Below are 25874 nucleotides of genomic sequence, written 5' to 3'. Positions count from 1 at the left end.
GCTCTTTGCCGGTGTAGCTCAGTTGGTAGAGCAGCTCATTCGTAATGAGAAGGTCGGGAGTTCGATTCTCTTCTCCGGCACCAGGACGTACAAAAACCCTGCTAGTTCATTGAATTAGCAGGGTTTTTTCGTTTTTTGCTGTGGCCGCTGCATTCCCATGCGAGCGGCGCTGGGTTACTTCACGTTATGCGCGAGGAACGTGCGCATCAGCTTGCCGATTTGTTCGCCGTCTTCTTCCAGCGCGAAATGGCCGGTGTCGAGCAGGTGCAGCTCGGCTTTCGGCAGGTCGCGCAGGTAGGGCGTGGCGCCGGCGGCGGGGAAGATCTTGTCGTTCTTGCCCCAGGTGATCAGCATTGGCGGCTGGTGCTTGCGGAAATAGGCTTGCCATTCCGGATAGCGGGCCGGATTGCTGCCGTAGCTGTAGAACAGTTCGAGCTGGATGTCCTTATTGCCGGGGCGGTCCATGTAAGCCTGGTCTACCGTCCATGCATCGGGGCTGATCCTGCTGGCGTCGCGCGCGCCATGCGTGTACTGCCATTTGGTCGCGCCGATTTCGAAGAAGGGTTTCAGCTTGGATGCATTCGCCTCGGTCCTGTCAGCCCAGTAAACCTTGAAGGGTGCCCAGAATTCATTATCGATGCCTTCGTTGTAGGCGTTGCCGTTCTGGACCACGATAGCGGACACGCGCTCCGGGTGTGCGGCAGCAAGGCGGAAGCCGATCGGAGCGCCGTAATCCTGTACGTACAAGGCGTACTTCGACGCGCCCACCGCGGTGGTGAACTTGTCGACCACGTTCGCCAGGTTGTCGAAGCTGTAGGTAAATTTATCTACTGCCGGTGCATCGCTTTGGCCGAAGCCGGGATAATCCGGGGCGATCACGTGATAGCGGTCGGCTAATTGCGGGATCAGGTTGCGGAACATCTGTGACGAGGTGGGAAAGCCGTGCAGCAGGAGTATGACCGGCGCGTCTTTCGGGCCGGCTTCGCGATAGAAGATGTTGACGCCATCCACTTTGACGGTACGGTAGCTGACGCCGGTCGGCGCAGCGGTGGCAGCGGCGCTTGCGACAGCGAGGAGCAGGGATGCAGCGATGCGGGCGGTTTTCATGTTTGCTTCCTTCAAGATTGGTTGGAATGGACCGATTGTAGGAAGCGGGCGTCGGCGCTGGAACTACGCGCAGCGAAACAATCCATTTCGCTGCGCGACGTTCTGCCCGGCCCAGCATGCCGATAAAGTAGGGCCATCGACTAACCACTGGAGAACAATATGAAATCTCTTGCCGCTGCCGTCACCTTCGCATTTGCCGGGGCCACACACGCTGCTCCTGTTGCCTATCGCACCGTCGACGTGGACGGCATCAATATCGCCTACCGCGAAGCCGGCGATGCCAGCAAGCCGACCGTGTTGCTGCTGCACGGGGTGCCCAGCTCCTCACGCATGTACGACGGCCTGCTGCGCAAGCTGGGCGACCGCTACCATCTGGTGGCGCCAGACTATCCGGGCTTCGGCAACAGCGATGCGCCCGACCCCGTGAAGTTCGCCTACACCTTCGACAACCTGGCGAAGGTGATGCACAAGTTCACTGACGCCGTTGGCGCGCACCGCTACGTGTTGCTGATGCAGGATTACGGCGCGCCAGTCGGCATGCGCATGGCGCTGGCGCGGCCGCAGGCGGTGCAGGCGCTGGTGTTCCAGAACGGGAACGTATACGAAGAGGGATTGGGGGCGATGTGGGCCAAGCGCAAGCCGTTCTGGGAGGACCGCTCCGCGCATGAGAAGGAGGTCGTCGCCGTGCATCAGTCAGTAGCGGCGACACGTGCGCGGCATATCGGCAGCGACCCCGCATTCGAAGCCTACGATCCCGATTTGTGGATGGATGAATATGCCTACCTCAATCGTCCAGGCCAGGCGCGCATCCAGGCCGACCTGATCTATGACTATCAGCACAACCTTGCGGCTTATACCGAATGGCAGGCCTGGCTGAAGCAGCGCCAGTTGCCAACGCTGGTCGTATGGGGAAAGCACGACCTGGCGTTCACTGTGCCGGGTGCACAGGCCTTCAAACGCGATAACCCGTCGGCCGAAGTGCATATCCTGGATGGCGGGCACTTCGTGATGGATACCAGGCTGGATGAAGTTGCCGCCATTACCGGCACCTTCCTCGGCAAGCTTAGTTCAGCAGCGGGTGCGTTCGCAGGTGCTGCGCCAGCAAGTCGATGAACTTGCGGACCTTGGAGGAGCCGTATTTGCTTTCGCGGTGCAGGATGTGCACTGGCCATGGTTCCTCCTCGAATTCCGGAAGGATGACCTGCAACTTCCCGGCCGCCAGTTCGTCAGCCATCTGGTAGGACAACAGCCGGCAAATCCCCAGGCCGTCCACTGCGGCGCGGATGGCAGCGTCGTTGCTGGTGACGGTGAAGCGCGGCTTCATGCGGACAGTAAGGGTATTGGCTCCTTGCCCAAACTTCCACTCGACGCGCGGGGTGATGTTGCTGGCGGCGATGATCGTATGTTGTTGCAGTTCATCGGGGTGCTGCGGCACGCCGTTCCTTGCCAGGTAAGCGGGTGAGGCGCACAGCACTCGCCGCATCTGGCCAACGCGCAGCGCCTTCATGCTGGAATCGGGCAGGGGGCCGAGGCGAACGGCGACATCCATTCCTTCCTCGATCAGGTTGACCACGCGGTCGAGGAAATAAGCGGAGACGTCGACATCGGGGAACTGCTGCAGGAACTGCACAATGCAGGGAGTAACGAAGTGCTTCCCGAACAGGACGGAGGCGGTGACGGACAAATTGCCTTTTGGCGCCGAGTTGACGCCTGCCGCAGCGTCGTTGGCTTCCTCGATGCTGGCCAGGATGTTGCGGCAGTCATCGAGGTAGCGCTGGCCCGCTTCAGTCAAGCGGACGTTGCGGGTGGTCCTTTGCAGCAGTTGCGCGCCCAGTTTTTCTTCCAGCGCGCCGATGGCACGCGTGATTGCCGCCGGCGACATGTCCAGGCTGCGGGAGGCGCCCGCAAAGCTCTCCTGTTCTCCCACGGCGACGAAGACCGTCATCAAGTGCATTTGATCCATTTGATTCCTCCTTGCAGGATCGTACACTTGTTGCGGTCCAGCGGGCTGCTACGGTGGCGACCGGGGCCGCGCAGGTCAGCGCAGGAAGTGCAGGACTGCGTCGAGGTACTCTTGCCGGCGCTCGATGTTCGAGAGGTGGACGGTCGGCAGTGTGAGCAGGCGGGCGCCGGAAATGGCGGCGGCGATATCGGCGCCATGCTGGGCGGAGGTAACGGTGTCGTCGCGGCCGGCGATGACCAGGGTGGGCGCTTCGATCAGGCGGATCGTGCGGCGCAGGTCGGCGTCGCGCACGGCGGCGAACAATCCTGCCAATCCTTCGCGGTCGGTGGCCAGCAGCATGGCGCGGAATTTATCGACGACCGGCCCGCCTGCATCGAGCATGTGCTTGGGGAACCAGTTGGCCAGGAAGCCTTCGGCAGTTTCACGCATGTCTTGCGCAGCACGCACCGTTGCAATGCGCTCATCGAACACGCTGGCCGGACCGAGCTGCGCGGCGGTGTTGGAGAGAACCAGTCGGTCGATCCGGTCGGGTGCATGGATGCCCAGCCACTGCCCGATAAAGCCTCCCAGCGACAGGCCGAGGAAGTGTGCACGCCCGATGCCCAGGGCATCCATCAGCTCCAACACGTCGCGGCCCAGGCGGTCGAGCGAATAGGCGCCGGCGGGTACGCCGGATTCGCCATGGCCACGTGCGTCGTAACGCAGTACGCGGAAGTGCTGCGACAGAGCGTCCACTTCGCCATCCCACATGTGGTAGCTGGTGCCGATGGAGTTGGACAGGATCAGGATGGGCAGATGCTCTGCGCCGTCGAAGCGGTATGCGATGCGGACATTGTCGCCGGTGGTGATGTACATGATATCGGTCCTTTCAAAAAGGTGTTTGATGGACCAGATCTTAGGTGCGCGCGCCGGGAAAATATATTATAAAGATCGGCATATCTCTGTAAGGAAAATGGACAATGAGCGCATTTACCCTGCACGACCTGCAATGCTTCGACGCGGTAGCCCGCAGCGGCGGTTTCCAGCCTGCTGCGGAACTGCTGCATCGCTCCCACCCGGCGGTGCACGCGGCCGTTACCCGGCTCGAGCAGCAAACCGGGCTGCAACTACTGGACCGCAGCGGCTACCGCGTGATGCTGACGCCAGCCGGGCATTCCTTCCACCGCAAAGCGCAAGCCACGCTGGCCGAGTTGGCTGCGCTCCAGGTCCATGCCCAGCAACTGGCGATGGGCGAGGAAGACGAACTGCGGGTGGTGATCGGCGACATGTGCCCGCAGCGCGAAGTGCTGGCGACCCTGGCCGCGTTCTTCCGCAGCCGGCCGGCAACACGCTTGCACGTGCAGGTGGAGGCGGTCACCGGGCCAACGGAAAGGCTGTACGACGGCGATGCGGACCTGATCGTGCATGGCGTCGACCAAAGCGACCCACGCATCGAGTGGATGCCCCTTTCGAAGATCCCCTTCGTGCCGGTGGTGGCACCCGGTTTCCTGCGCTTTCCGGTGAGCCGCGCGATCAAGCCTGCGCAATTGCGGGAATACACCCAATGCGTGATCCGCGACACCGCGCGCCACATGCAGGGCCGGGATTACTTCATGGTCGAAGGCGCGAACCAATGCTCGGTGCCGGACCAGCAGATGAAGAAGGAGATCATCCTGCAAGGGCTGGCCTGGGGCCATTTGCCGCGCTTCCTGGTGGAGCGGGAACTGGAGGAGGGGAGTTTGCTGTCGATTGCCGGCAGGTACCTGCCCGGCAGCGTCGAGCAATTGGTGGCTGCTCGCCGAAGCGACCGGCCGCACGGGCCGGTCGCTCAGGAATTATGGGAATTCCTTAGTAGCTCGAAATCGCAGCCGGCTGGCCGTTCTTGAAGTTGAAGATGGTCACAGGCGAGGACTTCATGTCGCCCTTGGCATCAAATGCATAGGTGCCCGATACGCCTTTGTAGCTGCCGGCCGAAATATCGGCACCAACCTTGGCCGGATCGATCGAATTCAGCTTTTGCATCGAGGCCGCGTACATCAGCACCGCATCGTAGTAGGCCGACGCGTAGACGTCTGGTTCGGCATTGAAGCGCTTCTTGAACTTGGCTTTGAAAGCCGGGCCGGAAGCCGCTTTCTCCAGCAGCGCACCGCCTTGCGCGCACAGCACGTTGTCGCCGACGGCGTCGCCGCCCAGCTTGCCCATCTCTGCGGTGCAGATGGTGTCGCCACCCAGCAGCTTGGCCTGGACGCCCAGTTGCTTCATCTGGCGCGCCATCGGTGCTCCTTGCGGCGCGTAGCCGCCGAAGAACACCGCTTGCACGTTCTTCGATTTCAATTTGGTCAGGATGGAGGTGAAGTCGACCGCCTTGTCGGTGGTGTATTCGTGGCCGGCCACCTGCAGGCCGGAAGCGCGTGCCTGCTTCTTGAACTCTTCCGCCAAGCCCTGGCCGAAGGCCGTGCGGTCGTCGATCACGGCGACATTCTTCACCTTCAGCTCATTGGCAGCGTAGAGCGCCATCTTGGAGCCGAGCTGGGTGTCGCTGGCATTAATGCGAAAGATATTCTTGTAACCTTGTTGCGTTAATTTCGGATTGGTCGCAACGGGCGCGATCAGGGCGCCGGCTTCGTTGTAGATGCGGGAGGCTGGAATGGCCACGCCGGAGTTGTAAGGGCCGACCACGTATTTGACGCCTGCATCGGCCAGCTTCTGCGCGGCGGAGACGCCGGCTTTCGGATCGCCCTGGTCGTCTTCCGAGATCAGTTCGAATTTGATCTTCTTGCCGCCGACGGTAATTGGCTTGGCATTCAGTTCCTCGACGGCCAGGCGGGCGCCATTTTCATTGTCCTTGCCGGAAAACGCTTGTGCGCCGGACAGTGGGCCGCTATGGCCGATCTTTACCACCATGTCCTGCGCGCAGGCGCCAGCGGCCATTGCCAGCAGCGCCGCTGCGCTTACCGAATGCTTCAGCTTCATCGAAGGGTCTCCCTTTGTTTGTCGATGGCGTGATTATCCACAATCCGGGCGGCGCGGCAAGCCGCAGCGCATCATGCCGCACAATGCGAGCGGCATGAAGGCATGCGGCTTGAGCTAGCTTTCTGCCGCTTTCAGCCAGCTTGGCCGGTAAAGCAGCACAGTCACTACCTGCTTCCGCAAAAGACACTGGGGAGGCCGGTGCGGAAGCAGCTATTCTCGCCAACGCGAAACAATTTGTTACGCATTGCTGTCGATTCGACTGCCAGGCGCGGGCGCCTGCGGCGTTGCAGCCGGTGCGGGCGGAGCGGGCGTTGCGTTGCCGCGGGCCAGCGAAGGCTCGCCGGGTGTGGCGCCACCGGCGCCGCCGCCGGCAGGCCCACCGGCAGGGCCGCCGCCCGGCTGAGCGCCAGCCCCGGCGCCGCGGCCGGTTGCTGCTTCGGCCGTGCGCTGGACGGGGCGCGACTGTACCGGTGCGACTGGCGCCGTGGCCGGCACCGCCACCGGCGCCGTCACGGGCTCCATGGGCGATGGGGCAGCAGGCGGCCGCCCGGAAGCTGCCGCGATATCACCGGTACGGTAGGCGGCCACCGCGGCAGCAATGGCCGGGTCGGTAGCCAACTGACGCTGGGATTGCAGGGGGGACTGGGCAGCGGCACGGCGCGCCGCTTCGGCTGCCTGGGCCGTGGCGGCATTTGCTTCCTGGGCGGCGGCAGCGGTCGCCGCTGCGGTGGCAACTGGTGGCTGTCCGATGCCGGTGCCGGCGGCCGCTCCCGGGCCATTGCCGGCCGCGATCCCGGTTGCCGTTGCTCCGCTGACTTGGGGACCGGCTGCGCTGATTGCGGCTTCCGGCGGGCGGATGGCTGTGTTTCCCGGCGGCACGGCGCCCGGCGGTGCGCCTGGCGCTGCGGCCGTCGCCGGATTGGGCGGTGCGCCGGGTGGGGCAATGGCAGCATTACTGCTTAGCGCCGCCGCAGCTTGCGCTGCCGCCTGGGCATCGCGTAGGGCTTGCCGGCGTGCTTCAAGGCGCTCCTCCGTTTGTTCGGCGGCGATGTCACGGGTGGCTTCGCGCGCGTCCTCCAGGCGCTGGGCGGTCAGGCGGTCTTGTAAGGACAAGGCTTGGGAGGTGGCAGCAGCGCGGGCGCGCTCGGCGTCGTCGGCTGTACGCCGGGCCTCTGCAGCGCTTGCGTTGAGTTGCACCTGCCGCGCACGTGCGGCGGTTGTCGCGGCTTCGGTAGCTTGGGCCTCCAATGCGGCGGATGTCGCGTCGGCAGCCTGTTGGCGTGACTGGGCCAGGCGTGCGCTGGCAGCCGCAGAGGCATCGGCTTGCGCGCCGGACGCCAGGTCCTGCTGGCGGTCCTGGAAGGTGCGCGCCGCGTTCGCGGCGGTGGCCCGGGCCTGGGCGTCGGCAGCCACCGTTTGTTGGCGCGCCTGGGCCAGGCGCGTGTCGCTCGCAGTAGTGGCCTGGGCTTGCGCTTCGGCGGCCGTGGCCTGCCGGCGGTCGAGGCCGAGGCGCGCCTCATTGGCGGCGGCGGTTTCGGCATCGGCGTTGGCGGCAGCTGCCTGCTGACGCGCGAGGGCAAGCCGCGCGGCGACCAGTTCGTCCGCCTCGGTTGTTTCTGTCTGCTCGGCGACCAGGCGGCGTGCGGTGTCGAGGCGGTCGGCGGCAGCGCGTTCGGCGCGTGTACGGCCAAGCTGGCTGGCCTCAGCTTCCTGCAGGGCAGCCCGGCGCGCCGCATCCAGGCGATCGGCCAGAGCCTGGGCGGCCAGGTCCTCTTCGCGCGTGCTTTCCAACTGCCGCGTAGTGGCGGCTTGCGCCTCAGCAAGCCGTTGCTGTTGCGTATCTTCAAGGGCATTGGCTGCCAGGGTCTCGCCGGCAAGCTGCCGCGTTTCCGCCAATTGATCGGCTGCGGTGCGCTGCTGCGTGGTCAACTCCGCCAGGTTGGGAGACGGAGTCGCCAACTCCTGCGCGGCAGCATTATTTGGCTGTGAGGCAGCGGCAGCATTCCCTGCGGCACCAATGGCCTGCGAAAGCGCGGACAAGGCGCGCTGCGGTGCCGCGTTGAATGCCGCCGCCAGGGTGTCTTCATTGGCGGAAAGGGTGCCACCGCTGGCGACGTCAATCCCGGCCTGGCTAAGTGCTGCCTGCTGCGATGTCAGCACGGCAGCCAGCGAAGGCGGTGCATTGGTATTGACGTTATCGACCAGCTGCTGGGCCGCCGCCGTAAATGCCGCTGCGTCGCCGCCATTCGCCGCCAGTTCGCGCAAGCGCCGTTGCGCCAGCACCAGGTTGGACAGGAACAAGCCAAGCGACGACACCGTTGGCGCCGTCTCGCTGGGAGAAGGTGTAGCAATGGCAGGCGCAACGCGGTCGCCCAATGTTGCCGGGGTGACCGTGGTAGCGCTGGTGACAGGGTCGATAGGAATCACGCGGCACCTTTCAACAGGGACAACCTCAGGTTGCCAGAATTCGCGGCCGCGCATCGTTAGCTGGCGCACGGTGGATGCAGGCGTGCAGCCTTATCTTGACCCTTCCACTGCAACCCAAACGAAGAGGAACCCGATCATGGACAACAACATCACCCGCAGCGAAAACCCAGCCAAAGACCTGCGTGCCGGCATGCACAGCACCATCGATAAAGTGGCGGACAATATCACCAGCATCACCGACCAGGTGGGCGCCAAAGGCGACCAGTTGAACGCTGCGTATAAACGGTTTGCGGAATCCGGCCGCAACTACGTGCGCCAGAGCCCCGGCAAATCGCTGCTGGTAGCCCTGGCCGCAGGCTACGCGGTCTCCAAGCTGCTCGGTTCGCGCAAGCACTAAGCCGGGAGCGCGCCGTGCCCACAACCGAACCTGACCCTGCCAAACGCGGCGCTGGACTGGCCGCGCAATTTCCTTACAACGTCAACAAGGCTGCGGAGCATGGCGCGGGCATACCGCCCACAGGCGCCAATGCCAGCCCTGCGGACCCGCTGGACACGGCCAGCAGCGCAAGCGAAAGCAACACCTCGCCCAAAGCCGGCGCCGGCGTTGCACCGCAGGGCGAAAACCCCAACAACGGCCCGCTCGACCGCGTGCGTACCGATGCCGGCGGCCGTCCCCTCACCACCAACCAGGGCGTGCCGGTCTCCGACAACCAGAACACACTGAAGGCCGGCTTGCGCGGCCCCGCGCTGCTGGAAGACTTTATCCTGCGCGAAAAGATCACGCACTTCGACCACGAGCGCATTCCCGAACGGGTAGTGCATGCACGCGGCTCCGCAGCGCACGGATTTTTCGAGTGCTACCGTGAATTATCGGAACTGACGCGCGCCGCGCCGTTTGCCGCCGCCGGCAAACGCACGCCGGTCTTCGTGCGTTTTTCCACCGTGGCGGGCGAACGCGGCTCCACCGACACGGCACGTGACGTGCGCGGCTTTGCCGTCAAGTTTTATACCGATGAAGGCAACTGGGACCTGGTCGGCAACAATATCCCGGTCTTCTTCATCCAGGACGCGATGAAATTCCCGGACCTGGTGCATGCGGTAAAGCCCGAGCCGCACAACGCCATGCCGCAGGCGGCCAGCGCACACGACACGTTCTGGGATTTCGTGTCCCTGATGCCTGAATCGATGCACATGCTGATGTGGGTGATGTCGGACCGCGCCATCCCGCGCAGCTTCCGCACCATGCAGGGCTTTGGCGTGCATACCTTCCGGTTGGTCAATGCGGCGGGACAGTCGCGCTTCGTCAAATTCCACTGGCTGCCCAAGCAAGGCACCTATTCACTGGTGTGGGACGAGGCTGTACGCATCTCGGGCGCCGATCCCGACTTCCACCGCCGCGACCTGTGGGAATCGATCGAGATGGGCGAGTACCCGGAATGGGAGCTGGCGCTGCAAATCTTCACGGAAGAAGAGGCGGCCGAATTCCCTTTCGACGTGCTGGACCCGACCAAGATCGTGCCGGAAGAACTGGTGCCGCTGCAGGTGGTTGGCCGCATGGTGCTGGACCGTAACCCGGACAACTTCTTCGCCGAAACGGAGCAGGTGGCGTTCTGCGCTGCCCACGTGGTTCCCGGCATCGATTTCAGCAACGACCCATTGCTGGCGGGCCGCATCCATTCGTATGTGGATACGCAGATCAGCCGCCTGGGCGGGCCGAACTTCCACGAGATCCCGATCAACGCCCCGGTGGCCCAGGTGCACAACAACCAGCGCGATGGCATGCACCGGCAGGCAATCCATCGTGGCCGTGTCGCCTACGAGCCGAATTCGCTGGCCGGCGGTTGCCCGTTCCAGGCTGGCCGCATGGGTTTCATGTCCTTCCCTGAACCGATGCAGGAAGATAAGATGCGCGGCAAGCCGGAACTGTTTGCCGACCACTATTCGCAGGCGCGCCTGTTCTGGCAAAGCCAGACACCGGCCGAGCAAATGCATATTGCCCATGCGTTCAGCTTCGAATTGAGCAAGGTGCAGGTACCGGCAATACGTGAACGCACCTTGTCGATGCTGGTCAACGTCGATGCGGCGCTGGCCGATATGGTGGCGCTGCGCCTCGGCACCAGCGTCCCGGACCCGCAACCAATGGCGACCGCGCGCGAACTGCCGACCTACCAGCCGTCGCCGGGGCTGTCGCTGATGTCGCGGCCCGGGCAGGTGGGTATCCATGGGCGCAAGGTGGCGATCCTGGTTGCGGCCGGGTGCGACGAGGCGATGGTCGATACGCTGCAGGCTGGCCTGGAAGCGCAGGGGGCCGTCACCCGCCTGGTGGCTCCCCATGTCGGCATGGTCGGCGGGCTGGAAGCCGATATGTCGCTGGAGACCGGCCCGGCGGTGCTGTTCGACGCGGTGGTGGTGCCGGATGGCAGTGCGGCAGCCGAGGCGCTGGCCGCCAACGCGCTGGCGGTGGAATTCGTGACACTGCAATACCGCCACTGCAAACCCTTGATGGTGGTAGGCGCCGGAGCGACGCTGCTGGCGGCGGCGGGCGTGCCGGCCACCTTGCCGGGCGGCGTTCCCGATCCTGGCCTGGTGGGTACAGCGCCGGCCGATCTGCAGCCAGCGTTGGCGGCGTTCATCGCAGCCCTGGCGGGCCCGCGCGTGTTCGATAGGGAGACCGATCCGCCCGGGGTATGAATTTGGGCAGCCAGCCTGGGTCGGTGTAGACTAGCCCAATGGATGAGTACGCCCCACAAAAATGGCTGCCTCACGAGCGCCCGCTGCTGCCGGGCTCTCCCTCCACGCCGCTGCACTCGGCACCCAAGCGGCTGGCCTTCCTGCTGGTGGGCCTGATCGTGGCGCTGACCGGTGGCCTGGGCAACGCCCTGGTCACGGTCAACCTCATTTATGCCCAGGGTTCGCTGGGCGTGACGACTGCGGAAATCCAATGGCTGCCTGCGGCTTACGTCATGGGCAATGTCTCCATGAACCTGTTGCTGGTGAAGTTCCGCCAGCAGTTCGGCCTGCGGCTGTTCACCGAATTATTCCTGCTGCTATATGCCGTGGTCACGGTGGCCCACCTGTTCGTGCATGGCTTGGCCTCGGCCATTGCGGTGCGGGCTGCGCACGGCATCAGTGGCGCCGCACTGACGGTGCTGGGCCTGTATTACGTCCTGCAGGCTTTTCCTGCACAGCACCGCTTGAAGGGCGTCGTGCTGGGCATCGGGTTTGCGCAGTTGACGCTGCCGCTGGCGCGCATCTTTTCCTCTGAACTGCTGTCCATCGCCGAATGGCGCGGCCTGTATTCCTTCGAACTGGGCATGGCCCTGCTGTCCTTCGGCTGCGTGCTGTTGCTCAAGCTTCCACCGGGCGACCGCGTGAAGGCCTTCGAGAAAATGGACTTTGTGACCTTTGCCCTGTTTGCACCCGGGGTGGCTTTTTTGTGCGCGGTGCTGGCGCTGGGCCGCACGGTGTGGTGGTTCGAGGCGCGCTGGATCGGTTGGGCGCTGATCGCCTTCATCGTGCTGTTCACGGCAGCGGTGGCGATCGAACATAACCGGCGCAAGCCTTTGCTCAACACACGCTGGCTGACCACGGCCAGCATGACGCGCCTGGCGATATCGGTGCTGTTGATCCGCGTGGTGCAGTCGGAGGCAGGCGGTGCGGTCGGCTTCCTGCAGGCGATCGGCTTGAACAACGACCAGATGCAAACCCTGTGGCTGGTGGCCCTGGCGGGCGCCACGCTGGGGATCCTGAGCAGCGCCCTGATCATCACGCCGCAGCGCCTGCAGCCGATGCTGATGTTCGCGCTGGCGCTGATGGCGGTGGGAGCCTGGATCGATTCCCAGGCCACCAGCCTGACGCGCCCGGAACAGATGTACTTCAGCCAGTTCCTGCTGGCGTTCAGCGGGACGTTCTTCCTCGGCCCGATTTTCGTGTCGGGCTTTGGCGCGGTGATCGCGCAGCCGTGCAACCTGATCAGCTTTTCCTTGATGTTCTCGATGACGCAGAACCTGGGCAGCCTGCTTGGTTCGGCGCTGGTGGGGACCTTTCAGGTCGTGCGCGAGAAATTCCACTCGAGCCAACTGGTCGAACACCTGACGCTGCAAGACCCGCAGGTGGCGTCGCGCGTGCAGGCGTTTGGACTGCCGTCGCTGAGCGGGGCTGCAACGCGGGAGGCCAATATCCTGGCGTATAACGACGTCTTCCTGATGATCTTCTTTGTGGCTTGCGGCACGCTGGCGTGGATGGCGCTGCATTATGCGTGGCAGGTTTGCACGGCCAGCCGTCCGGTGGCGCCGGCGCAGAATGCGCAGACCGGCATGGCGCAGGTTTCACTTTCCAACTCGGGGGCCCAATGAGCACACCACCACCAGCAAGCGAGACTCCCGCGCCGGCCGCACCGCCCGCTCCAGCCGCACCCGCAGCCCCGCCGACGCCGGACCGTCGGGCGCAATGGCTGTCGGGCATCGGCTTTGCGCTGATCGCCTTGATCGGTGTGCTGATCGTACTGTATGCGTGGCGCCTGCCGCCCTTTACCAGCCCGATCGTATCGACCGAAAACGCCACCGTGCGCGGGCAGGTGACCGTGATCGGCTCGCAGTTGCCAGCTTATGTAGCGGACGTCAAGGTGCAGGACTTCCAGTTCGTGCACAAGGGCGATTTGCTGGTGGAACTGGATTCCCGCATTTACCATCAGCGCTTCGAACAGGCGCAAGCGCAATTGGCCGCGCAAAAGGCGGCGCTTGCGAACTGGGAGCAGTCGCGTGCCAGCGCCAAGGCCGGCATTGCCCTGCAGGAGGCGGTGTTGTCAAATGCCCAGGCGCAGGCGGCGCGCGCCTCGGCCGATTACGGACGTGCGGAGCAACTGGTCGGCGATGGCTCACTCTCGGTGCGTGAGCAGGATGCGCAGCGTGCGGCGCGGGCCCAGGCGATGGCGGCGGTGGCGCAGGCCAGGGCGAATGTGGATATCGCGCGGCAGCAGGCGCAGTCCGTCACCGTCAACCGCGGCGCGCTGGAGGCGGCGGTGACGAATGCGGAGGCAGCGCTGAAGGCGGCAACCGTGGACCTGGACAACACGCGCATCGTCGCCCCAGCCGATGGGCAACTGGGGCAGGTGAATGTACGCCGGGGCGCCTATGTGGCATCCGGCGCACAGCTAATGGGGCTGGTGCCGCGCGATATGTGGGTGATCGCCAACCTCAAGGAGACGCAGATGAATGGCGTGCAGGTGGGGCAGGGCGCCACCTTCAAGGTCGATGCGCTGGATGGCGCAACGCTGACCGGACAGGTTGAGCGCATATCTCCCGCCACCGGCTCGGAGTTCGCCGTACTGCCGGCCGACAATGCGACCGGCAACTTCGTCAAGATTTCGCAACGGATCCCGGTGCGGATCCGGATTGACCAGGGCCAGAAGCTGGCGCAACGCCTGCGGCCGGGGATGTCGGTAATCGTCAGCATCGACACCTCCGCCGTCCTGAACGAGAAGGCAGCCGGAGCGCGGCCATGAAGCGCAGCGCCGCCGCCTGCATAGCGATGGTGCTGGCCGGTTGCGCCGCGCGCATCCCCGCACCGATTGAGCCGCAACTGTCGATCCCCGGGCAATGGCGCAGCCAGGCAGCCACTCCAGCTGAGCCCGTGTCACACCATGGGGTCAGACCCCAAGGTGTGACACAGGCTCAGCTGGAACGGGAATGGTGGACAGCTTATGGCGATCCGGCGCTGTCCGGATTGGTGGCGCGCGTGTTGGCGCACAATACGGATGTGCGGCTGGCGCAATTGCGCGTGGCGGAATTTCGTGCGCGGCTGGCCGCTGCAGATGCCAGCCGCGCGCCGACGCTGGGCGCCACCTTGACGCCCGCGCGCACCCGCACGCTCGCCTACAACGGAGTGCCATACATCACCAACCTGTTTGCCGGCGAATTCCAGGCGGCGTATGAGGTCGACTTGTGGGGGCGGCTGTCGCACGCCAGCGAGGCGGCAGCCCAATCGCTGGCTGCCGAACGCGCCAATGCGGACGCTGCGCAACTGTCGGTGGCGGCACTGGCGGCCAACGGCTACCTGCAATTGCGCGGCCTCGACGCGGCCCTGGAGCTGGCGCGTGCCACGCTGGATTTGCGCGAGCAATCGCGCCGGTTGGCGCAACGGCAATTTGAAACCGGTTACACCTCGCGCCTGGAATGGCTGCAGGCGCAGGCCGAATATGAGGCGGCAGCCGAGCAGATCCCGCAACTGCAGCGGCAAATCAGCGACCAGGAAAACGCGCTGTCGCTTCTGGCCGGCAGCAGCCCCGGACCGATCTCGCGCGGCAAAACCCTGGACGAACTGTCGCCGCCAGCGGTGCCGGTAGGCCTGCCGTCAACCCTGCTCCAGCGGCGCCCGGACATTGCCCGTGCCGCGCATAATGTGGCGGCGGCCAAGGCCGGCGTGCAGGCGACCAGCGAACAATTGCTGCCCACCTTCCGCCTGACCGCCACCGGTGGCGTGCAATCGACCGACTTCAGCAAATTCCTGCATGACCCGACCTTCCTGTGGCGGGTCGGGGCAGGGTTGGCAGCACCGATATGGGATGGCGGCCGCGTGCAAGCGCAGACCGATGCCGCCGCCGCACAGCGCGACCAGACGCTGGTAGCCTACGAGCAAACGGTGCGTGCCGCGCTGGTGGAAGTGGAGAACAGCCTGACAGCGTTGCAGCGCTTGCAGGAGCAGTCGGTCCAGAATGACGCGCGCCGCGCCACGGCGGCGGAGACCTTGCGCATTGCACGCAACCGCTATCGCAACGGCTATGCGTCCTACCTGGAAGAACTGGATGCCCAGCGCACCTTGTTCAACGCCGACGTGACGCGCCTGCAATTGCGCAGCCGCCTGCTGGGCGCTAGCGTGGACCTGTACCGGGCGCTGGGCGGCGGGTGGAGGGGCGACTAACTGCCTGCGTTCTTCGCGACAGTGATGGCCCACCACGGACCTCTGGTCTGGCCCAATTGCGCAGCCCAATACCAGGCCGATACGTCGCTCCACTGACCACCGTGGCCATCGGCAATGCGTTCGCGTACCTCCAGTTTTTGCGCTCCCTTCGATGCGGAGAAGCCGGACCAGCGCTCATTCCCGATAATCTTGACCGGCTGTACGTCGAGTGTGTAACCGTTTGCTTTGAAGCAGTCGCTGCTGGCATGGAGCTTGCGCGTGCCCTGGTCAACCCAGCGAATAACGATTTCTCGCTTGCCGTCGCTAAACCGCCCCACGCGGCCAGGAAAATTCTGCTGGAAGCGCGCTTCGAGCGGCGTAAGCGAAAGTGGGATGAGCTCTCGACCCTCGAAGCTTGAAGGCCATCCCGGGAAGCCTGCAACTTCCCTGGCACTTGCGTTGCTCCCTGCGGTGAGTGGAGCTAGTGCAGATAAAGCGCATAGCGCGGCGAATGCAATGGTGGCGAGCGATCTCATAGCGCACGTTTCTCCAGGAGCCTGGTCATGAACAGGATGCCGATGCCTGCGGCGACAAAACTGACGATGCCGATGGCGCTATGCGCCGACGGGGGCAGGTGCACGATGCCGGCCTCCATATAGAAAAGTGCGGTGGCGCGGATGGCATTGGCTGCTACGATGGCGGCTATCGCCAGCGTCAGCGCGGCGGCAGTGCGTAGCGACGACAGCCGGACAGCACCAGCCAATGCGCTTGCCAGCAGCAGGCCGGCCCACAGCATTTTCACACCGCTGCATGGGGCGTCGATGGCGACGAGTTGTCCATGCCAGCCTAGCATGGCGCCTTCGCGCGCTACAGCGATGCCGTTCATGCGCAGCAGGAATGCCGACAGGTCGCCGGCGATGACGCGTAGCGGATATCCCAGGTAAAACTGCAAGGTTGCGGCAAACGGCAGTGCCAGGACGCACAGGGCGAACAACGCCACGTCAAAGCGCTTACCCAGCCGGAGCCCACTGGCCAGGGCGGTGATGGCCAGCGCCAGGATCAGCGAACGTGCCGGAACGGGGACCAGGCATAGGGTGGCGGCGAGATATAAGCCAAGGCATGCGCCGGGTAGCAGAAGCGGGCGGGCTATGGCTTCCCGCTGCGGCGCTAAGATGATGACGGCAGCGGCGGCAGCCACCGCCAGCAGCCCGGCGCTGTCGTTCGAACCATCCAGTGTGCCCGTGGCGAACCAGTGCAGGACGGGCCAGCACGCCAGGCACAGGGCGGCCAGCAGCAGGGCGAATGGCGGCGCTTTCATTGGGTGCGGAAGCGGCGATGCCATGCCAGCAAGAGTACCGCCACCAGGATCATCGCCCAGGTCTCCGGTTCCGGAATGGTCGGTACGCTGCCCGGCGGCACAGGCTCCAGCCCCGCATCCTTATACTGTTCGCGGGTTTCCAGTACAACTGCGCCGGACACGGGAGTGACCAGCTGGTAGTGCGTGGCCAGTTTGACGGCTGCTGCATTCCGGGCCGGTTCTGCACTTAATGCGGCGACTTCCTGTGCGGCCCACAGGCGTACCAGGTGCTGTGACGTGCGGCTGGAATGGGACATGCTGCCGCCGTTGCGGCGTTCGCGTACCAGAAGCGTTTGCAAGGCTCCCGGCTGCCACTGCGCAAACAGCCTTCGCAACTCATCGTCAAGGTTGCCGGAGCCTGGCACTGAATTGAGGCCGCCGAGCTGTCGGGCAAGCACATTCGGGCCACGCTCCACCGGCAAGTCATACAGGACAACCTGGTTTGCGCGGCGCTCGAAGCGTTGCCACAGGGCGCCCGTCGATGGGGACTCCAGCGGTTGCGCGCCATGGACCCAGACAATCGCCCCTCGCGACGACATGCCGGCCCAGTCCCATGCGGCACTCAATGCGTCGCTGTTATCGCGCCCGCCCGCAAAGTCCAGTTGCTCAAGATACTGGCGCGTAAGGAGCGAATTGGCGCCGTTATGCAAGAACAGCGACGGTTTCTCATCGCCGGCAAATACCACAGCCATCTCGATATTTTGGGGGAAGGACGCCAGCGCTTCCTGCAACTGGCGCTTATGCTGGCGCATCGACAACGAACCATCGATCACCACGGCAACCCGCTGTGGCGGAGTGGCGGCGGCCTCGCTGACTTGCTGCACGACGATCTTGCCATCGTCGCTTTTTTCATCGGCGCTCCAGGCCAGCGCGGCAGGTTTCGCGCCGGGCATCCAGACCTTGTGCATGGGTTGCGCCGGCGATGGTTCCTCCACTTCACCACGGACGGCATAGAGGCCGCGGGGTCCCGTCTGTACATTCAATCCGGGCCCACCTTTCAAGAGGGCCTCCGATTCAAACCACACGGCGTGGCGCAAGCCAGGCGCCAGGTCGAAATTGCGTTCGCTAAAGGCCGGTAACTGGAGATGCATGGCTTGCTGGCCGGGAGGCGCCACTGGAACGGTGATGCCCAGGCGGATTTTCATATTGCCCGACGGCGGAATCGGGAACAGCTGCACCAGTATCCGGTCGTTCCCCGCTGTGGTGACCAGCAGCGGGTCGCGGCTTGTCCTGACCACTTTCGCGTAAGCCTCGCGCACCTGCGCACGGCTGCCGAATGCAGCTTCGCGCTCCTCGCCGTCGACCCACAGTGTTGCGCGCGATACCACGGCGCCCGGCGGCAGGACGACTTCGGTCCGGCCTTCCTGCTGGCTTTGCGATTTGTTGTGGAACTCCATCGTCCACTCCATGTAGCCCAGTGCGGCATTGGCATCGATCGAACCATCCATGCGCGAGGCGACAAGCGAAACGTCGCTGACGCGCTGGCCGACACTGGCGCCGCCCTGATCTTCGTCGAATGTACTTTCCCATTCGCGCATCGAGTGGTGTACCGGGGCAGGGTGGGAATTGAATACGGTGCCGGTCACCTGGTAGAAGATGGACCGTGCGCGTTGCGGGTCGCTTTCGGTCCGTCCAGCGAAAACTGTTCCAAGCAAGTCCGTCGCCTGCCCGCTCTGCTGGTAGCAAAGGCGCAGCATCAAGCCTTCGTCGCCTGCCTTGCGCAGGAGCTGGATGCCGCGCAGCCGCGTTGCATCGGATTCAGATGCGGCCATCCGCATGCCGAGCCTTGTCAGCGTGGACGGGGCGTCAATGGCCAGTAGAACGAAAAAGGCCAGCGCCACGCCCTGCCATAGCTTGCCTGGTGCCTGGCCGCTTCCTGCTTTCAGTGCCCTGCGGGCGAGCACGGCGCATGCCACGGCAAACATCGGTGAGAGGCCAAGCAGGCCAATGCCAAGGATGACGACGGCAATGGCTGCAATGGGGGATATCGGCAGGAAAACCAGGCTATAAAATATTGCGACGCCAGCGGAGAAAGCGTGCAGCAGGCGCCAGCCGCGCGGCAAACCTTCGCTGCGCATCAGTGCCAGCAATAGCCGCACGTTTGCCAGAGGGATCGTGGCATACAGCGCAAAGTGAAACGGGGTGGGCAGCGGATCGAAAAAGATCTGGCGGCACATGCCGGTAATCGATTCGAACAGCAGCGCGGCGATCGGCAGCACAACGCCGAACAGTGCGACAAAGATGGTGGTGCCGAGGGGCTTGCGCTGTCGGGTCGGCAGTTCTTCCAAGGCGGAGTTTTCTGGCATTGTGCTTCCAATGTGGATAGTGGAAGCGCAATTGTGGATGACGACTATGCGTTGATTGTGTGTTCCATGTGAAGCTGCACCGTTGCTTATTGCGAGTCCTGCGGGGTGGGCAGCAAATGGCCGTGCACTTCCGCGGTCAGCTTGTCGATGCGCTCGACCAGCTGCTTGGTGGTTTCGGTCAGTTCGGTATTCTGGCGCAGCAGCTCCATCATCTGCGCCGTGTGGCGTGCGGCCTGCTGCGCCAGCGCTTCACGATGGCGGGCATCGGCATCGTTATGGGCTTTGTCGCGCTCGGCCTGGCGCGTCTGTGCCAGCAGGATCAGCGGCGCCGCATACGCCGCCTGCAGGCTGAACGCAAGGTTCAGCAGGATGAACGGATATCGGTCGAAATGCGTGAATCCCCATACGTTCGCACCGATCCACAGCGCGACGATAACAGTCTGTGCGCCCAGGAACAGCGGCGTGCCGAAGAAGCGGGCAAACGCTTCGGCTTTCAGGCCGAAGGTATCCGCGCCAAAGGTCTTGCTCAGGTGCTCGTGTTGGCGGTGGAAGCGCAGGTGATCGCTATCGTGGCCTGGCTGGGCGCTCATGAAATTCTTTCCTAATCGATTGGGATGAAAAGCTCGCAGGCAAAGTCGCCCGTTGCCGGGTCGGCACGGAAGTCGGCGGCATAGCGCTCGAAGCAAGGACCGGGGCGCGCTGTCAGCCCCGCCGCAGGCAGTCCTTCGCTGTAGAAAGCGTGCCACACTTCGCCAATGCCGGCCGGGGTGCCGTAATAATCAGCCACCGCGTAGCGGCCGCCGGGAATGGTTGCCAGCGCCGCTGGCGGCGGCGCCGGGTCATCGTGCCCGACTTCGACGCAGGCGTCGTAGCGGCATTTTTCAGGCGGAGTGCTGCCGGGATCGTCCATTGCCACACCGTAGGTGACGCGTCCCATCAAGCCACTGGACTGCATCCACGGCGCCACCACGTCGCGCCAGAATTCGCCCAGCGCCGGGCCGAAGGCACCAGTGTGGCGCAGGAAGGCCACGCGGGCAGGTTCAATTTCTACGGTGCGGACTTTCATGGCAGGCTCCTTATTCGGCGACCGGCGCCGGTGCATGCTTGTGCGGCTTACGTACCTTGTGCACGATGCGTTTGATCAGGTGCTCGGCATCGTCCACATAGGTGAACACGGCCGGTACCACCAGCAGCGACAGCAGGGTGGAGGTAATCAGGCCCCCGATCACCGCAGTTGCCATCGGCGAGCGGAAGCTCGGGTCGGCGCCCCAGCCCAAGGCCAGCGGCATCATGCCGGCACCCATCGCGATGGTGGTCATCATGATCGGGCGGCTCCGTTTATGACAGGCGTCGACCAGCGCATCGAAGCGGCTCATGCCTTCGGCGCGTGCCAGGATCGCATAGTCGACCAGCAGGATCGAGTTCTTGGTCACGATCCCCATCAGCATGATCAGGCCGATCATGGACGGCATCGACAGCGCTTTCTGCGTCACCAGCAAGGCCACGAAGGCGCCGCCGATCGACAGCGGCAGCGCGGCCAGGATGGTCAACGGCTGCAGGAAATCATGGAACAGCAGCACCAGCACGCCGTAGATGCACAGCACGCCGATCAGCATGGCGATACCGAAGCTGGCGAACAGGTTCTGCATCTCCTGGGTGTCGCCCAGTTCCGCGCGGGTTACGGTTGGCGGCAGGTTTTTCATCGATGGCAATTGGCGTGCTTCCTCGTCCAGTTCACCGAGCGAGCGGCTGCCCAGTTCCACGTCCAGCGTCACGTTGCGGCTGCGGTTCAGCCGGTCGATCTGGGCCGGGCCGGACTCCATCGTGATGGTGGCCACATTGGCCAGCATCACAGGGCCATTGCGGCCAGGGACGGTCAGGCGGCCGATGGCATCGAGGTCGGCACGCACGCTGTCCGGCAGCTTGACGCGGATCGGCACCTGGCGTTCGGCCAGGTTCATCTTGGTCAGTTCGAAGTCGTAGTCGCCGGCAGTGGCCACGCGCACCGTTTCGCCGATGGCATTGGCGGTGACACCCAGGTCGGCCGCCCTGGCAAAGTCAGGGCGCACGATAATTTCCGGGCGCACCAGCGACGCGCTGGAGGTTACGTTGCCGATGCCGTGCAGGGTGCGCAGGTCGCGTTCCACCTTGCGCGCCGATTCGATCAGGGCGACAGGGTCTTCGGAGCGCAGCACGAGCTGCATCTTCACGCCGGTGTCCGGCGGGCCGACGGTGAAGCGCGCGCCGGGCAGGTTGGACAGCTTTTCGCGGATCATATCGTCGATCTGCGGCATCGATTCCTTGCGGTCGCTGCGGTGCTTGGTGGTGATGGTCAGCACGGCGCGGCGCGCTTCAGCCGCGGCGCCCGGTGCGAACGCGTCGCCCGAAGAGCCGCCGCCGATGGAGCTGAACACATTGGTCACCGGCTTGACTTCCATGATTGCCAGGCGCGCGCGTTCGGCGATGGCGCGGGTTTCGGCCAGCGTGGAGCCGGGCGGAAGTTCCAGGTTGACCATGGTCTGGCCGCGGTCGGCCGGGGGCACGAAGCCGGTCGGCAGCAGTCCCACCAGCATGATCGAGCCGACGAAGAAGGCGCCTGCCGCCAGTGCGGTCTTGCCGCGGTTGTTCAGGCACCAGCGCATGGTTTTCATATAGCGCTGCATGATCCAGCCGTCCTCCTGCTGCGGCTTGTGGGTCTGTTTCAGCAGGTGGGCTGCCATCATCGGCGTCAGCAAACGCGCCACCACCAGGGAGGCCAGCACCGCCAGCACGGCAGCCCAACCGAACTGCTTGAAGAACTTCCCGGGAATGCCGCCCATGAAGGCGGTCGGCAGGAACACGGCGACCAGGGCGAAGGTCGTGGCAATCACCGCCATGCCGATTTCGTCGGCCGCCTCCATGGCGGCCTGCATCGGCGTCTTGCCCATGTGCAGATGGCGCTCGATGTTCTCGATCTCCACGATGGCGTCGTCTACCAGCACGCCGACCACCAGGGCCAGCGACAGCAGGGTCACGGTGTTCAGCGTGAAGCCCATCCAGTACATGCCGAGGAAGGCGGGCAGCACCGACAGCGGCAGGGCCGAGGCGGCCACCAGCGTGGCGCGCCAGTCGCGCAGGAACCACCACACTACCAGCACGGCCAGGATGGCGCCCTCGTACAGCAGTTCCATCGAACCGGCGAAGTTTTCGGACACAGGCTCGGCGTTATCGATCGATTGCTTGATGTCGATGGTCGGATGCGCTTTGCGCAATGCTTCTACCGCTGCGCGTGCATCGGCGGCGACCTGGGTTTCGCTGGCACCCTTGGTGCGGAAGATTTCAAAGGCAACGACCTTCTTGCCGTCCTGGGTCGCCTCGGAACGCGGTTCGGCGATGGTGTCGGTCACGTTGGCCACTTGCTCCAGGCGGATGTGGCGTCCATCGCCCAGCGGGATGTCCATTTGCGACAATTCCTGCGCGCTTTTCACGGTGGCGATGGTGCGCACCGATTGCTCGGCGCCACTGACGTCGCCGCGGCCGCCCGGCGCTTCTTTTTGCACCTGGCGCAGCATGCGCGACACGTCCAGCGCGGAAACGCGTAGCGCCGCCATGCGTTCGTCATCGAGTTCAACGCGGATTTCCCGGGCCACGCCCCCGACCCGCTTGACCGCGCCAACGCCCGGAACGGACAGCAGCTTCTTGGAAACGGCATTGTCCACATACCAGCTCAGGTCCGCATCGTCGACCCGGGTGCCTTCCTTCGGCGTGACGGTGAAGGCCAGGATCACGCGGCCGGCGGTGGAAACCTTGCTGACCACCGGGTCGCGCATTTCGCCGGGCATGTCGGCGCGCACCTGGGTCACGGCGTCGCGTACTTCATTGACGGCGTCGGACAGGTTCTTCTCGAGGATGAATTCGACGGTGATGGTGGCAGTGCCGTCCAGTACCTTGGCGTAGATGTTCTTTACGCCTTGCAGCGTGGCGACCGAATCCTCGATCTTGCGCGCCACCTCGGTTTCCAGCTGGGCCGGTGCGGCGCCGGGCAGGGAGGCGGAAACGGTGACGATCGGCAGTTCGATGTCCGGGAAGTCCTGCACCGGGTTGGCGCGGTAAGCCATCCAGCCTGCCAGCGATAGCAGGATGAACAGCATGATCGCCGGAACCGGGTGCTTGATTGAGAGGGCGGAAAAGTTCACGGCGCCTCCTTAGCGTGCAGGCTTGATTGCCGTGGAGGCCTGCGCCGGCGCGCCGGCATTGCGTACCAGGTCGCCGTCGTTCAGGAAGCCGGCGCCGGCAGCCACGATCTGCGCGTCGGGCGCCAGGCCGGACAGCACTTCGATGCGCTCGCCTATGCGGCGGCCCGGCTGCACCTTGACCTGGCTCACGCGCTGGTCCTGGTTCAGGCGGAACACATAGCTGAAGCCATCGCGCACCGTGATCGCCTGCTGCGGCACGGTCAGCGCATCGGAAGCGCCCAGCTCGAACTGGCCGGTAGCGAACATGCCGGCCTTGAACGGCGCCTGCTTGCCGTTATTCGGCGGCAGGTCGACGTAGACCAGGGCCGAGCGCGTTTGGGGATCGATGGTCGGCGCCACCATGCGCACCTTGCCCGTCAGTTCGCTGCCATTGGCGGCCTTGACCACGGCGTTGCCGCCGATTTTGACGTTGCGCAGGTCGGCAGCGGTGACTTCGGCACGCCATTCGAGGCGACTCTGGCGGATCATGCGGAACAATTCGGTGCCAGGGGCGGCGACCGCGCCGACGGTGGCGCTGCGGGCCGAAATCACGCCTGCATCAGGCGCCACCACCCTGGTGTAGCGCAGGCGCAGTTCGGCCGAGGCCAGCACGGCCTTGGCCGAAGCGGCGCGCGCCTTGGCGGTCGCTTCGGCGGTGGTGTACTGGCTGATCTGCTGCGCGCTCAGGGCGCCGGTGTCTTCAATCGAACGCGCACGGTCGGCATTGGCCTTGGCTTCCGCGGCAGCGGCTTCAGCTTCCATCAGGGCCGCTTTGGCTTGCGCCACGTCCGCTTGCGGGGTTTCCGGCGCAAATACCGCCAGCACTTCGCCCTTGGTGACCACGTCGCCGACGTTGACCTTGACGTCGGACAGGCGCAGGCCGTTCGATTCGCTGCTGATGATCGCTTCCTGCCAGGCGGCGACGTTGCCGTTGGCGGTCAGCCGGATCGGCAGGCTGGTTTTTTGCGGGCGGACGGTGGTAACGGTCAGCGAAGGCTTGGCGACGGCAGGGTTCTTGTCGTCTGCCATGGCCGATGGCGCCTGCGCCAGGGCTGCGAGGGCGGTGGCGACAGCCAGGGCGGCGACGGCGGAGGGAGTGCGGTGCAGTGGTTTCATAAAGTCTTTCCGGTCTTAGGGCGCGGCAGGCGCGGTCCAGCCGCCCCCAGCTGCACGGTACAGGGAGATCCAGGCGGCGCTGCGTTCGCGCTGCAGGTTCACCACTGTGTTTTCTGCGGCCAGCCGCGTGCGGCGGGCATCTTCCAGTTCAAGCAGGCTGGCCAGCCCGTTCTTGTAGCGTTCTTCGGTGGCGGTGAAGAAGGTGCGGTAGCCTTCCAGCGCGGTCTGCGCGTCCTCGGCACGTTCCTGGGTGCTTTGCAGCGCCACCAGTGCCTGTTCCACTTCCGACACGGCCTGGCGCACGCTGGCCTTGTAGTTCGACACGGCAGCGTCGTAGCGGGCGCGCGAGGCTTGCACATTGGCGCGGCGCACGCCCCAGTCGATGAGGGGCAGGGTCATTTGCAGCGGGCCGATGGTCCAGACATTGGCGGTGATGTCCTGGCCTTCGGCATGCAGGCGGCCGCGGCCGATGGAGCCGGAAAGGCCCAGCCGCGGCAGGCGCTCGGCGCGCGCACTGGCGACGTCGTAACTGGCGGCCGCCACTTCGCGCTCGGCGTTGAACACGTCGGGGCGCTGGGCCAGCACCTGGGCCGGCACCGTTTCGATGGCAATGCCGGCCGCGGGCGACAGCTCGGCGTTGGCAGCACTGCCGGCCAGGCGCGCGCGCAGCTCCGGTTCGGGGAGGGCGGTCAGCGCCACCAGCACTTTCATTTCGCTGTCGCAGGCAGCGCGCTGGGCTACCGCGCGGTTATTGCCGTCGGCGGCGCTGGCGCGTGCCAGGGCATTGGCAGCCGTCGACTGGAAGCCGGCCTTGGCGGTGATATCGGTCAGGCGCGCCGTATGGGTGCGCGAGGCGGCATCCATGCGGGCCACGGTCAGCAGCTTTTCGCAGGCGCGCAGGCTGTAATACTGGTTGGCTGTTTCGGCGGCCACGCTGACGCGGGCTTCATGCCAGCCGGCCTGTGCGCCTTCATGGCGCGCGATGGCGGCGTTGCGGCGCGCACGGCCGCCGCCGAACAGGTCGATTTCCCACTGGGCCTGTGCCAGCAGCTGGGTGGTGGTATTCATTGGAGCGCTGGCAGACTGCTGGCTCATGCGAGTGGAGGTCAGCACGCCGGTCAGCGATGGTGCGAGGGCGGCACCGGCGGCGGTGCGTTCAGCACTGGCTGCGGCAAATCGCGCCTGGGCGCTGGCAATGGTGGGACTGGCCGCCTGTGCGGCATCGATCAATTGCACCAGCAGCGGGTCGGATTGGTGCTGCCACCAATTGGCCAGTTCACCGGTGCTGCCGTTGTGCGGCAGGGGAGCCTGCCATTGTTGCGGCGCATCGGCCGCGACCTTGTTCGCCGGTCCGGTGATGCCACAGGCGCCGAGCGCCAGCGTGGCCACCACCAATAGCGGGACCTGATATCTCTTCATGCCGTCCTTTCATTTTGCGCAACGTGAATTAGAGCATACAAATCAAACAATTAACATCCTGATACAAAGGAGTCTTTGCCCTTAATTCGGCGCCTAGCGTATAAAGAAAGATCTTC

The 25874-nt window shown here is 64.7% G+C and carries 20 protein-coding genes and 1 tRNA gene; 8 read left to right on the top strand and 13 right to left on the bottom strand.

The annotated features are described in order from the left end of the window. The first annotated feature begins 7 nt into the window (after positions 1–7). Positions 8–83: transfer RNA gene (locus ASD58_RS03960), tRNA-Thr, on the top strand. A 91-nt stretch (positions 84–174) separates the two neighbouring features. Here ASD58_RS03960 and ASD58_RS03955 read toward each other — a convergent pair. Continuing rightward, positions 175–1107 carry an alpha/beta fold hydrolase gene (locus tag ASD58_RS03955; RefSeq protein WP_082565206.1) on the bottom strand — a complete coding sequence of 311 codons (933 nt, stop codon included), beginning with the start codon at positions 1105–1107 and terminating at the stop codon, positions 175–177. Between the two features lie 159 nt (positions 1108–1266). Here ASD58_RS03955 and ASD58_RS03950 point away from each other — a divergent pair, with 159 nt between their 5' ends. Then, positions 1267–2220, top strand: a complete 954-nt coding sequence (locus tag ASD58_RS03950) for an alpha/beta fold hydrolase (RefSeq protein WP_057259805.1) — start codon at positions 1267–1269, stop codon at positions 2218–2220. Here ASD58_RS03950 and ASD58_RS03945 read toward each other — a convergent pair. After that, positions 2171–3070, bottom strand: coding sequence for a LysR family transcriptional regulator (locus ASD58_RS03945; RefSeq protein WP_057259804.1), 900 nt, complete (start codon positions 3068–3070; stop codon positions 2171–2173). The two genes, ASD58_RS03950 and ASD58_RS03945, sit on opposite strands and share 50 nt — an antisense overlap. 75 nt (positions 3071–3145) lie before the next feature. After that, positions 3146–3925: a 3-oxoadipate enol-lactonase gene (pcaD, locus tag ASD58_RS03940; protein WP_057259803.1), complete on the bottom strand. Its 780-nt coding sequence runs from the start codon at positions 3923–3925 to the stop codon at positions 3146–3148. 104 nt (positions 3926–4029) lie between these two features. Here pcaD and ASD58_RS03935 point away from each other — a divergent pair, with 104 nt between their 5' ends. Continuing rightward, a complete protein-coding gene (locus ASD58_RS03935; protein ID WP_057259802.1) occupies positions 4030–4935 on the top strand; it encodes a LysR family transcriptional regulator in 906 nt (301 codons plus the stop codon). Here the strand turns inward: ASD58_RS03935 and ASD58_RS03930 are convergent. Both ASD58_RS03930 and ASD58_RS03925 read right to left on the bottom strand, forming a co-directional pair. Continuing rightward, entirely contained in the window at positions 4898–6022 is a 1125-nt protein-coding gene (locus ASD58_RS03930) for a branched-chain amino acid ABC transporter substrate-binding protein (RefSeq protein WP_057259801.1), read from the bottom strand. The genes ASD58_RS03935 and ASD58_RS03930 overlap by 38 nt on opposite strands. Before the next feature lie 237 nt (positions 6023–6259). After that, positions 6260–8449, bottom strand: coding sequence for a hypothetical protein (locus ASD58_RS03925; protein WP_057259800.1), 2190 nt, complete (start codon positions 8447–8449; stop codon positions 6260–6262). Positions 8450–8585: 136 nt separating this feature from the next. On the opposite strand from ASD58_RS03925, the gene ASD58_RS03920 reads away from it, so the two are divergent. The 5 genes from ASD58_RS03920 to ASD58_RS03900 are packed head-to-tail and all read left to right on the top strand — an operon-like array spanning position 8586 to position 15367. Then, positions 8586–8846 (top strand): hypothetical protein, encoded by a 261-nt coding sequence (locus tag ASD58_RS03920; RefSeq protein WP_057259799.1) that lies wholly within the window; start codon positions 8586–8588, stop codon positions 8844–8846. 14 nt (positions 8847–8860) lie between these two features. Beyond that, positions 8861–11140, top strand: a complete 2280-nt coding sequence (locus ASD58_RS03915; protein ID WP_229209888.1) for a catalase — start codon at positions 8861–8863, stop codon at positions 11138–11140. 38 nt (positions 11141–11178) lie between these two features. After that, positions 11179–12804, top strand: a complete 1626-nt coding sequence (locus tag ASD58_RS03910; protein WP_057259798.1) for an MFS transporter — start codon at positions 11179–11181, stop codon at positions 12802–12804. After that, positions 12801–13952: an HlyD family secretion protein gene (locus tag ASD58_RS03905; RefSeq protein WP_057259797.1), complete on the top strand. Its 1152-nt coding sequence runs from the start codon at positions 12801–12803 to the stop codon at positions 13950–13952. Before ASD58_RS03910 ends, ASD58_RS03905 begins: the two co-directional genes overlap by 4 nt. Then, positions 13949–15367, top strand: a complete 1419-nt coding sequence (locus tag ASD58_RS03900; RefSeq protein ID WP_057259796.1) for an efflux transporter outer membrane subunit — start codon at positions 13949–13951, stop codon at positions 15365–15367. The genes ASD58_RS03905 and ASD58_RS03900 overlap by 4 nt, the downstream gene beginning before the upstream one ends. Here ASD58_RS03900 and ASD58_RS03895 read toward each other — a convergent pair. The 8 genes from ASD58_RS03895 to ASD58_RS03860 form a co-directional block, all read right to left on the bottom strand. Continuing rightward, positions 15364–15882, bottom strand: coding sequence for a hypothetical protein (locus ASD58_RS03895; protein ID WP_057259795.1), 519 nt, complete (start codon positions 15880–15882; stop codon positions 15364–15366). The two genes, ASD58_RS03900 and ASD58_RS03895, sit on opposite strands and share 4 nt — an antisense overlap. Continuing rightward, entirely contained in the window at positions 15879–16664 is a 786-nt protein-coding gene (locus ASD58_RS03890) for an archaeosortase/exosortase family protein (RefSeq protein ID WP_057259794.1), read from the bottom strand. The genes ASD58_RS03895 and ASD58_RS03890 overlap by 4 nt, the downstream gene beginning before the upstream one ends. Further along, entirely contained in the window at positions 16661–19009 is a 2349-nt protein-coding gene (locus tag ASD58_RS03885) for a VIT domain-containing protein (RefSeq protein ID WP_057259793.1), read from the bottom strand. Before ASD58_RS03885 ends, ASD58_RS03890 begins: the two co-directional genes overlap by 4 nt. Positions 19010–19095: 86 nt before the next feature. Then, positions 19096–19599, bottom strand: a complete 504-nt coding sequence (locus ASD58_RS03880) for a DUF1003 domain-containing protein (protein WP_057259792.1) — start codon at positions 19597–19599, stop codon at positions 19096–19098. An 11-nt stretch (positions 19600–19610) separates the two neighbouring features. Beyond that, positions 19611–20075, bottom strand: coding sequence for a GyrI-like domain-containing protein (locus ASD58_RS03875; RefSeq protein WP_057259791.1), 465 nt, complete (start codon positions 20073–20075; stop codon positions 19611–19613). A 10-nt stretch (positions 20076–20085) separates the two neighbouring features. Further along, complete coding sequence (locus ASD58_RS03870) at positions 20086–23184, bottom strand: efflux RND transporter permease subunit (RefSeq protein ID WP_057259790.1); 3099 nt, start codon at positions 23182–23184, stop codon at positions 20086–20088. A gap of 9 nt (positions 23185–23193) precedes the next feature. Further along, a complete protein-coding gene (locus ASD58_RS03865; protein ID WP_057259789.1) occupies positions 23194–24339 on the bottom strand; it encodes an efflux RND transporter periplasmic adaptor subunit in 1146 nt (381 codons plus the stop codon). Positions 24340–24354: 15 nt separating this feature from the next. Then, on the bottom strand, positions 24355–25758 hold the full coding sequence (locus tag ASD58_RS03860; protein WP_057259788.1) for an efflux transporter outer membrane subunit: 1404 nt from the start codon (positions 25756–25758) through the stop codon (positions 24355–24357). Between the last annotated feature and the right edge of the window lie 116 nt (positions 25759–25874).

This window comes from Duganella sp. Root1480D1 (assembly GCF_001427305.1).
Classification (GTDB): Bacteria; Pseudomonadota; Gammaproteobacteria; order Burkholderiales; family Burkholderiaceae_D; genus Rugamonas.
Note: the sequence above shows the minus strand (reverse complement) of the source record. Positions and strands in the feature narration are given on the sequence as shown.

What these genes read in the sequence shown, in the direction of transcription:
- ASD58_RS03900 (WP_057259796.1), top strand. Translation starts at nt 13,949, where the DNA reads ATGAAGCGCAGCGCCGCCGCCTGCATAGCGATGGTGCTGGCCGGTTGC.
- ASD58_RS03930 (WP_057259801.1), bottom strand. Translation starts at nt 6,022, where the DNA reads ATGAAGCTGAAGCATTCGGTAAGCGCAGCGGCGCTGCTGGCAATGGCC.
- ASD58_RS03885 (WP_057259793.1), bottom strand. Translation starts at nt 19,009, where the DNA reads ATGCCAGAAAACTCCGCCTTGGAAGAACTGCCGACCCGACAGCGCAAG.
- ASD58_RS03950 (WP_057259805.1), top strand. Translation starts at nt 1,267, where the DNA reads ATGAAATCTCTTGCCGCTGCCGTCACCTTCGCATTTGCCGGGGCCACA.
- ASD58_RS03905 (WP_057259797.1), top strand. Translation starts at nt 12,801, where the DNA reads ATGAGCACACCACCACCAGCAAGCGAGACTCCCGCGCCGGCCGCACCG.
- ASD58_RS03880 (WP_057259792.1), bottom strand. Translation starts at nt 19,599, where the DNA reads ATGAGCGCCCAGCCAGGCCACGATAGCGATCACCTGCGCTTCCACCGC.
- ASD58_RS03955 (WP_082565206.1), bottom strand. Translation starts at nt 1,107, where the DNA reads ATGAAAACCGCCCGCATCGCTGCATCCCTGCTCCTCGCTGTCGCAAGC.
- pcaD (WP_057259803.1), bottom strand. Translation starts at nt 3,925, where the DNA reads ATGTACATCACCACCGGCGACAATGTCCGCATCGCATACCGCTTCGAC.
- ASD58_RS03890 (WP_057259794.1), bottom strand. Translation starts at nt 16,664, where the DNA reads ATGAAAGCGCCGCCATTCGCCCTGCTGCTGGCCGCCCTGTGCCTGGCG.
- ASD58_RS03875 (WP_057259791.1), bottom strand. Translation starts at nt 20,075, where the DNA reads ATGAAAGTCCGCACCGTAGAAATTGAACCTGCCCGCGTGGCCTTCCTG.
- ASD58_RS03895 (WP_057259795.1), bottom strand. Translation starts at nt 15,882, where the DNA reads ATGAGATCGCTCGCCACCATTGCATTCGCCGCGCTATGCGCTTTATCT.
- ASD58_RS03910 (WP_057259798.1), top strand. Translation starts at nt 11,179, where the DNA reads ATGGATGAGTACGCCCCACAAAAATGGCTGCCTCACGAGCGCCCGCTG.
- ASD58_RS03865 (WP_057259789.1), bottom strand. Translation starts at nt 24,339, where the DNA reads ATGAAACCACTGCACCGCACTCCCTCCGCCGTCGCCGCCCTGGCTGTC.
- ASD58_RS03945 (WP_057259804.1), bottom strand. Translation starts at nt 3,070, where the DNA reads ATGGATCAAATGCACTTGATGACGGTCTTCGTCGCCGTGGGAGAACAG.
- ASD58_RS03935 (WP_057259802.1), top strand. Translation starts at nt 4,030, where the DNA reads ATGAGCGCATTTACCCTGCACGACCTGCAATGCTTCGACGCGGTAGCC.
- ASD58_RS03920 (WP_057259799.1), top strand. Translation starts at nt 8,586, where the DNA reads ATGGACAACAACATCACCCGCAGCGAAAACCCAGCCAAAGACCTGCGT.
- ASD58_RS03860 (WP_057259788.1), bottom strand. Translation starts at nt 25,758, where the DNA reads ATGAAGAGATATCAGGTCCCGCTATTGGTGGTGGCCACGCTGGCGCTC.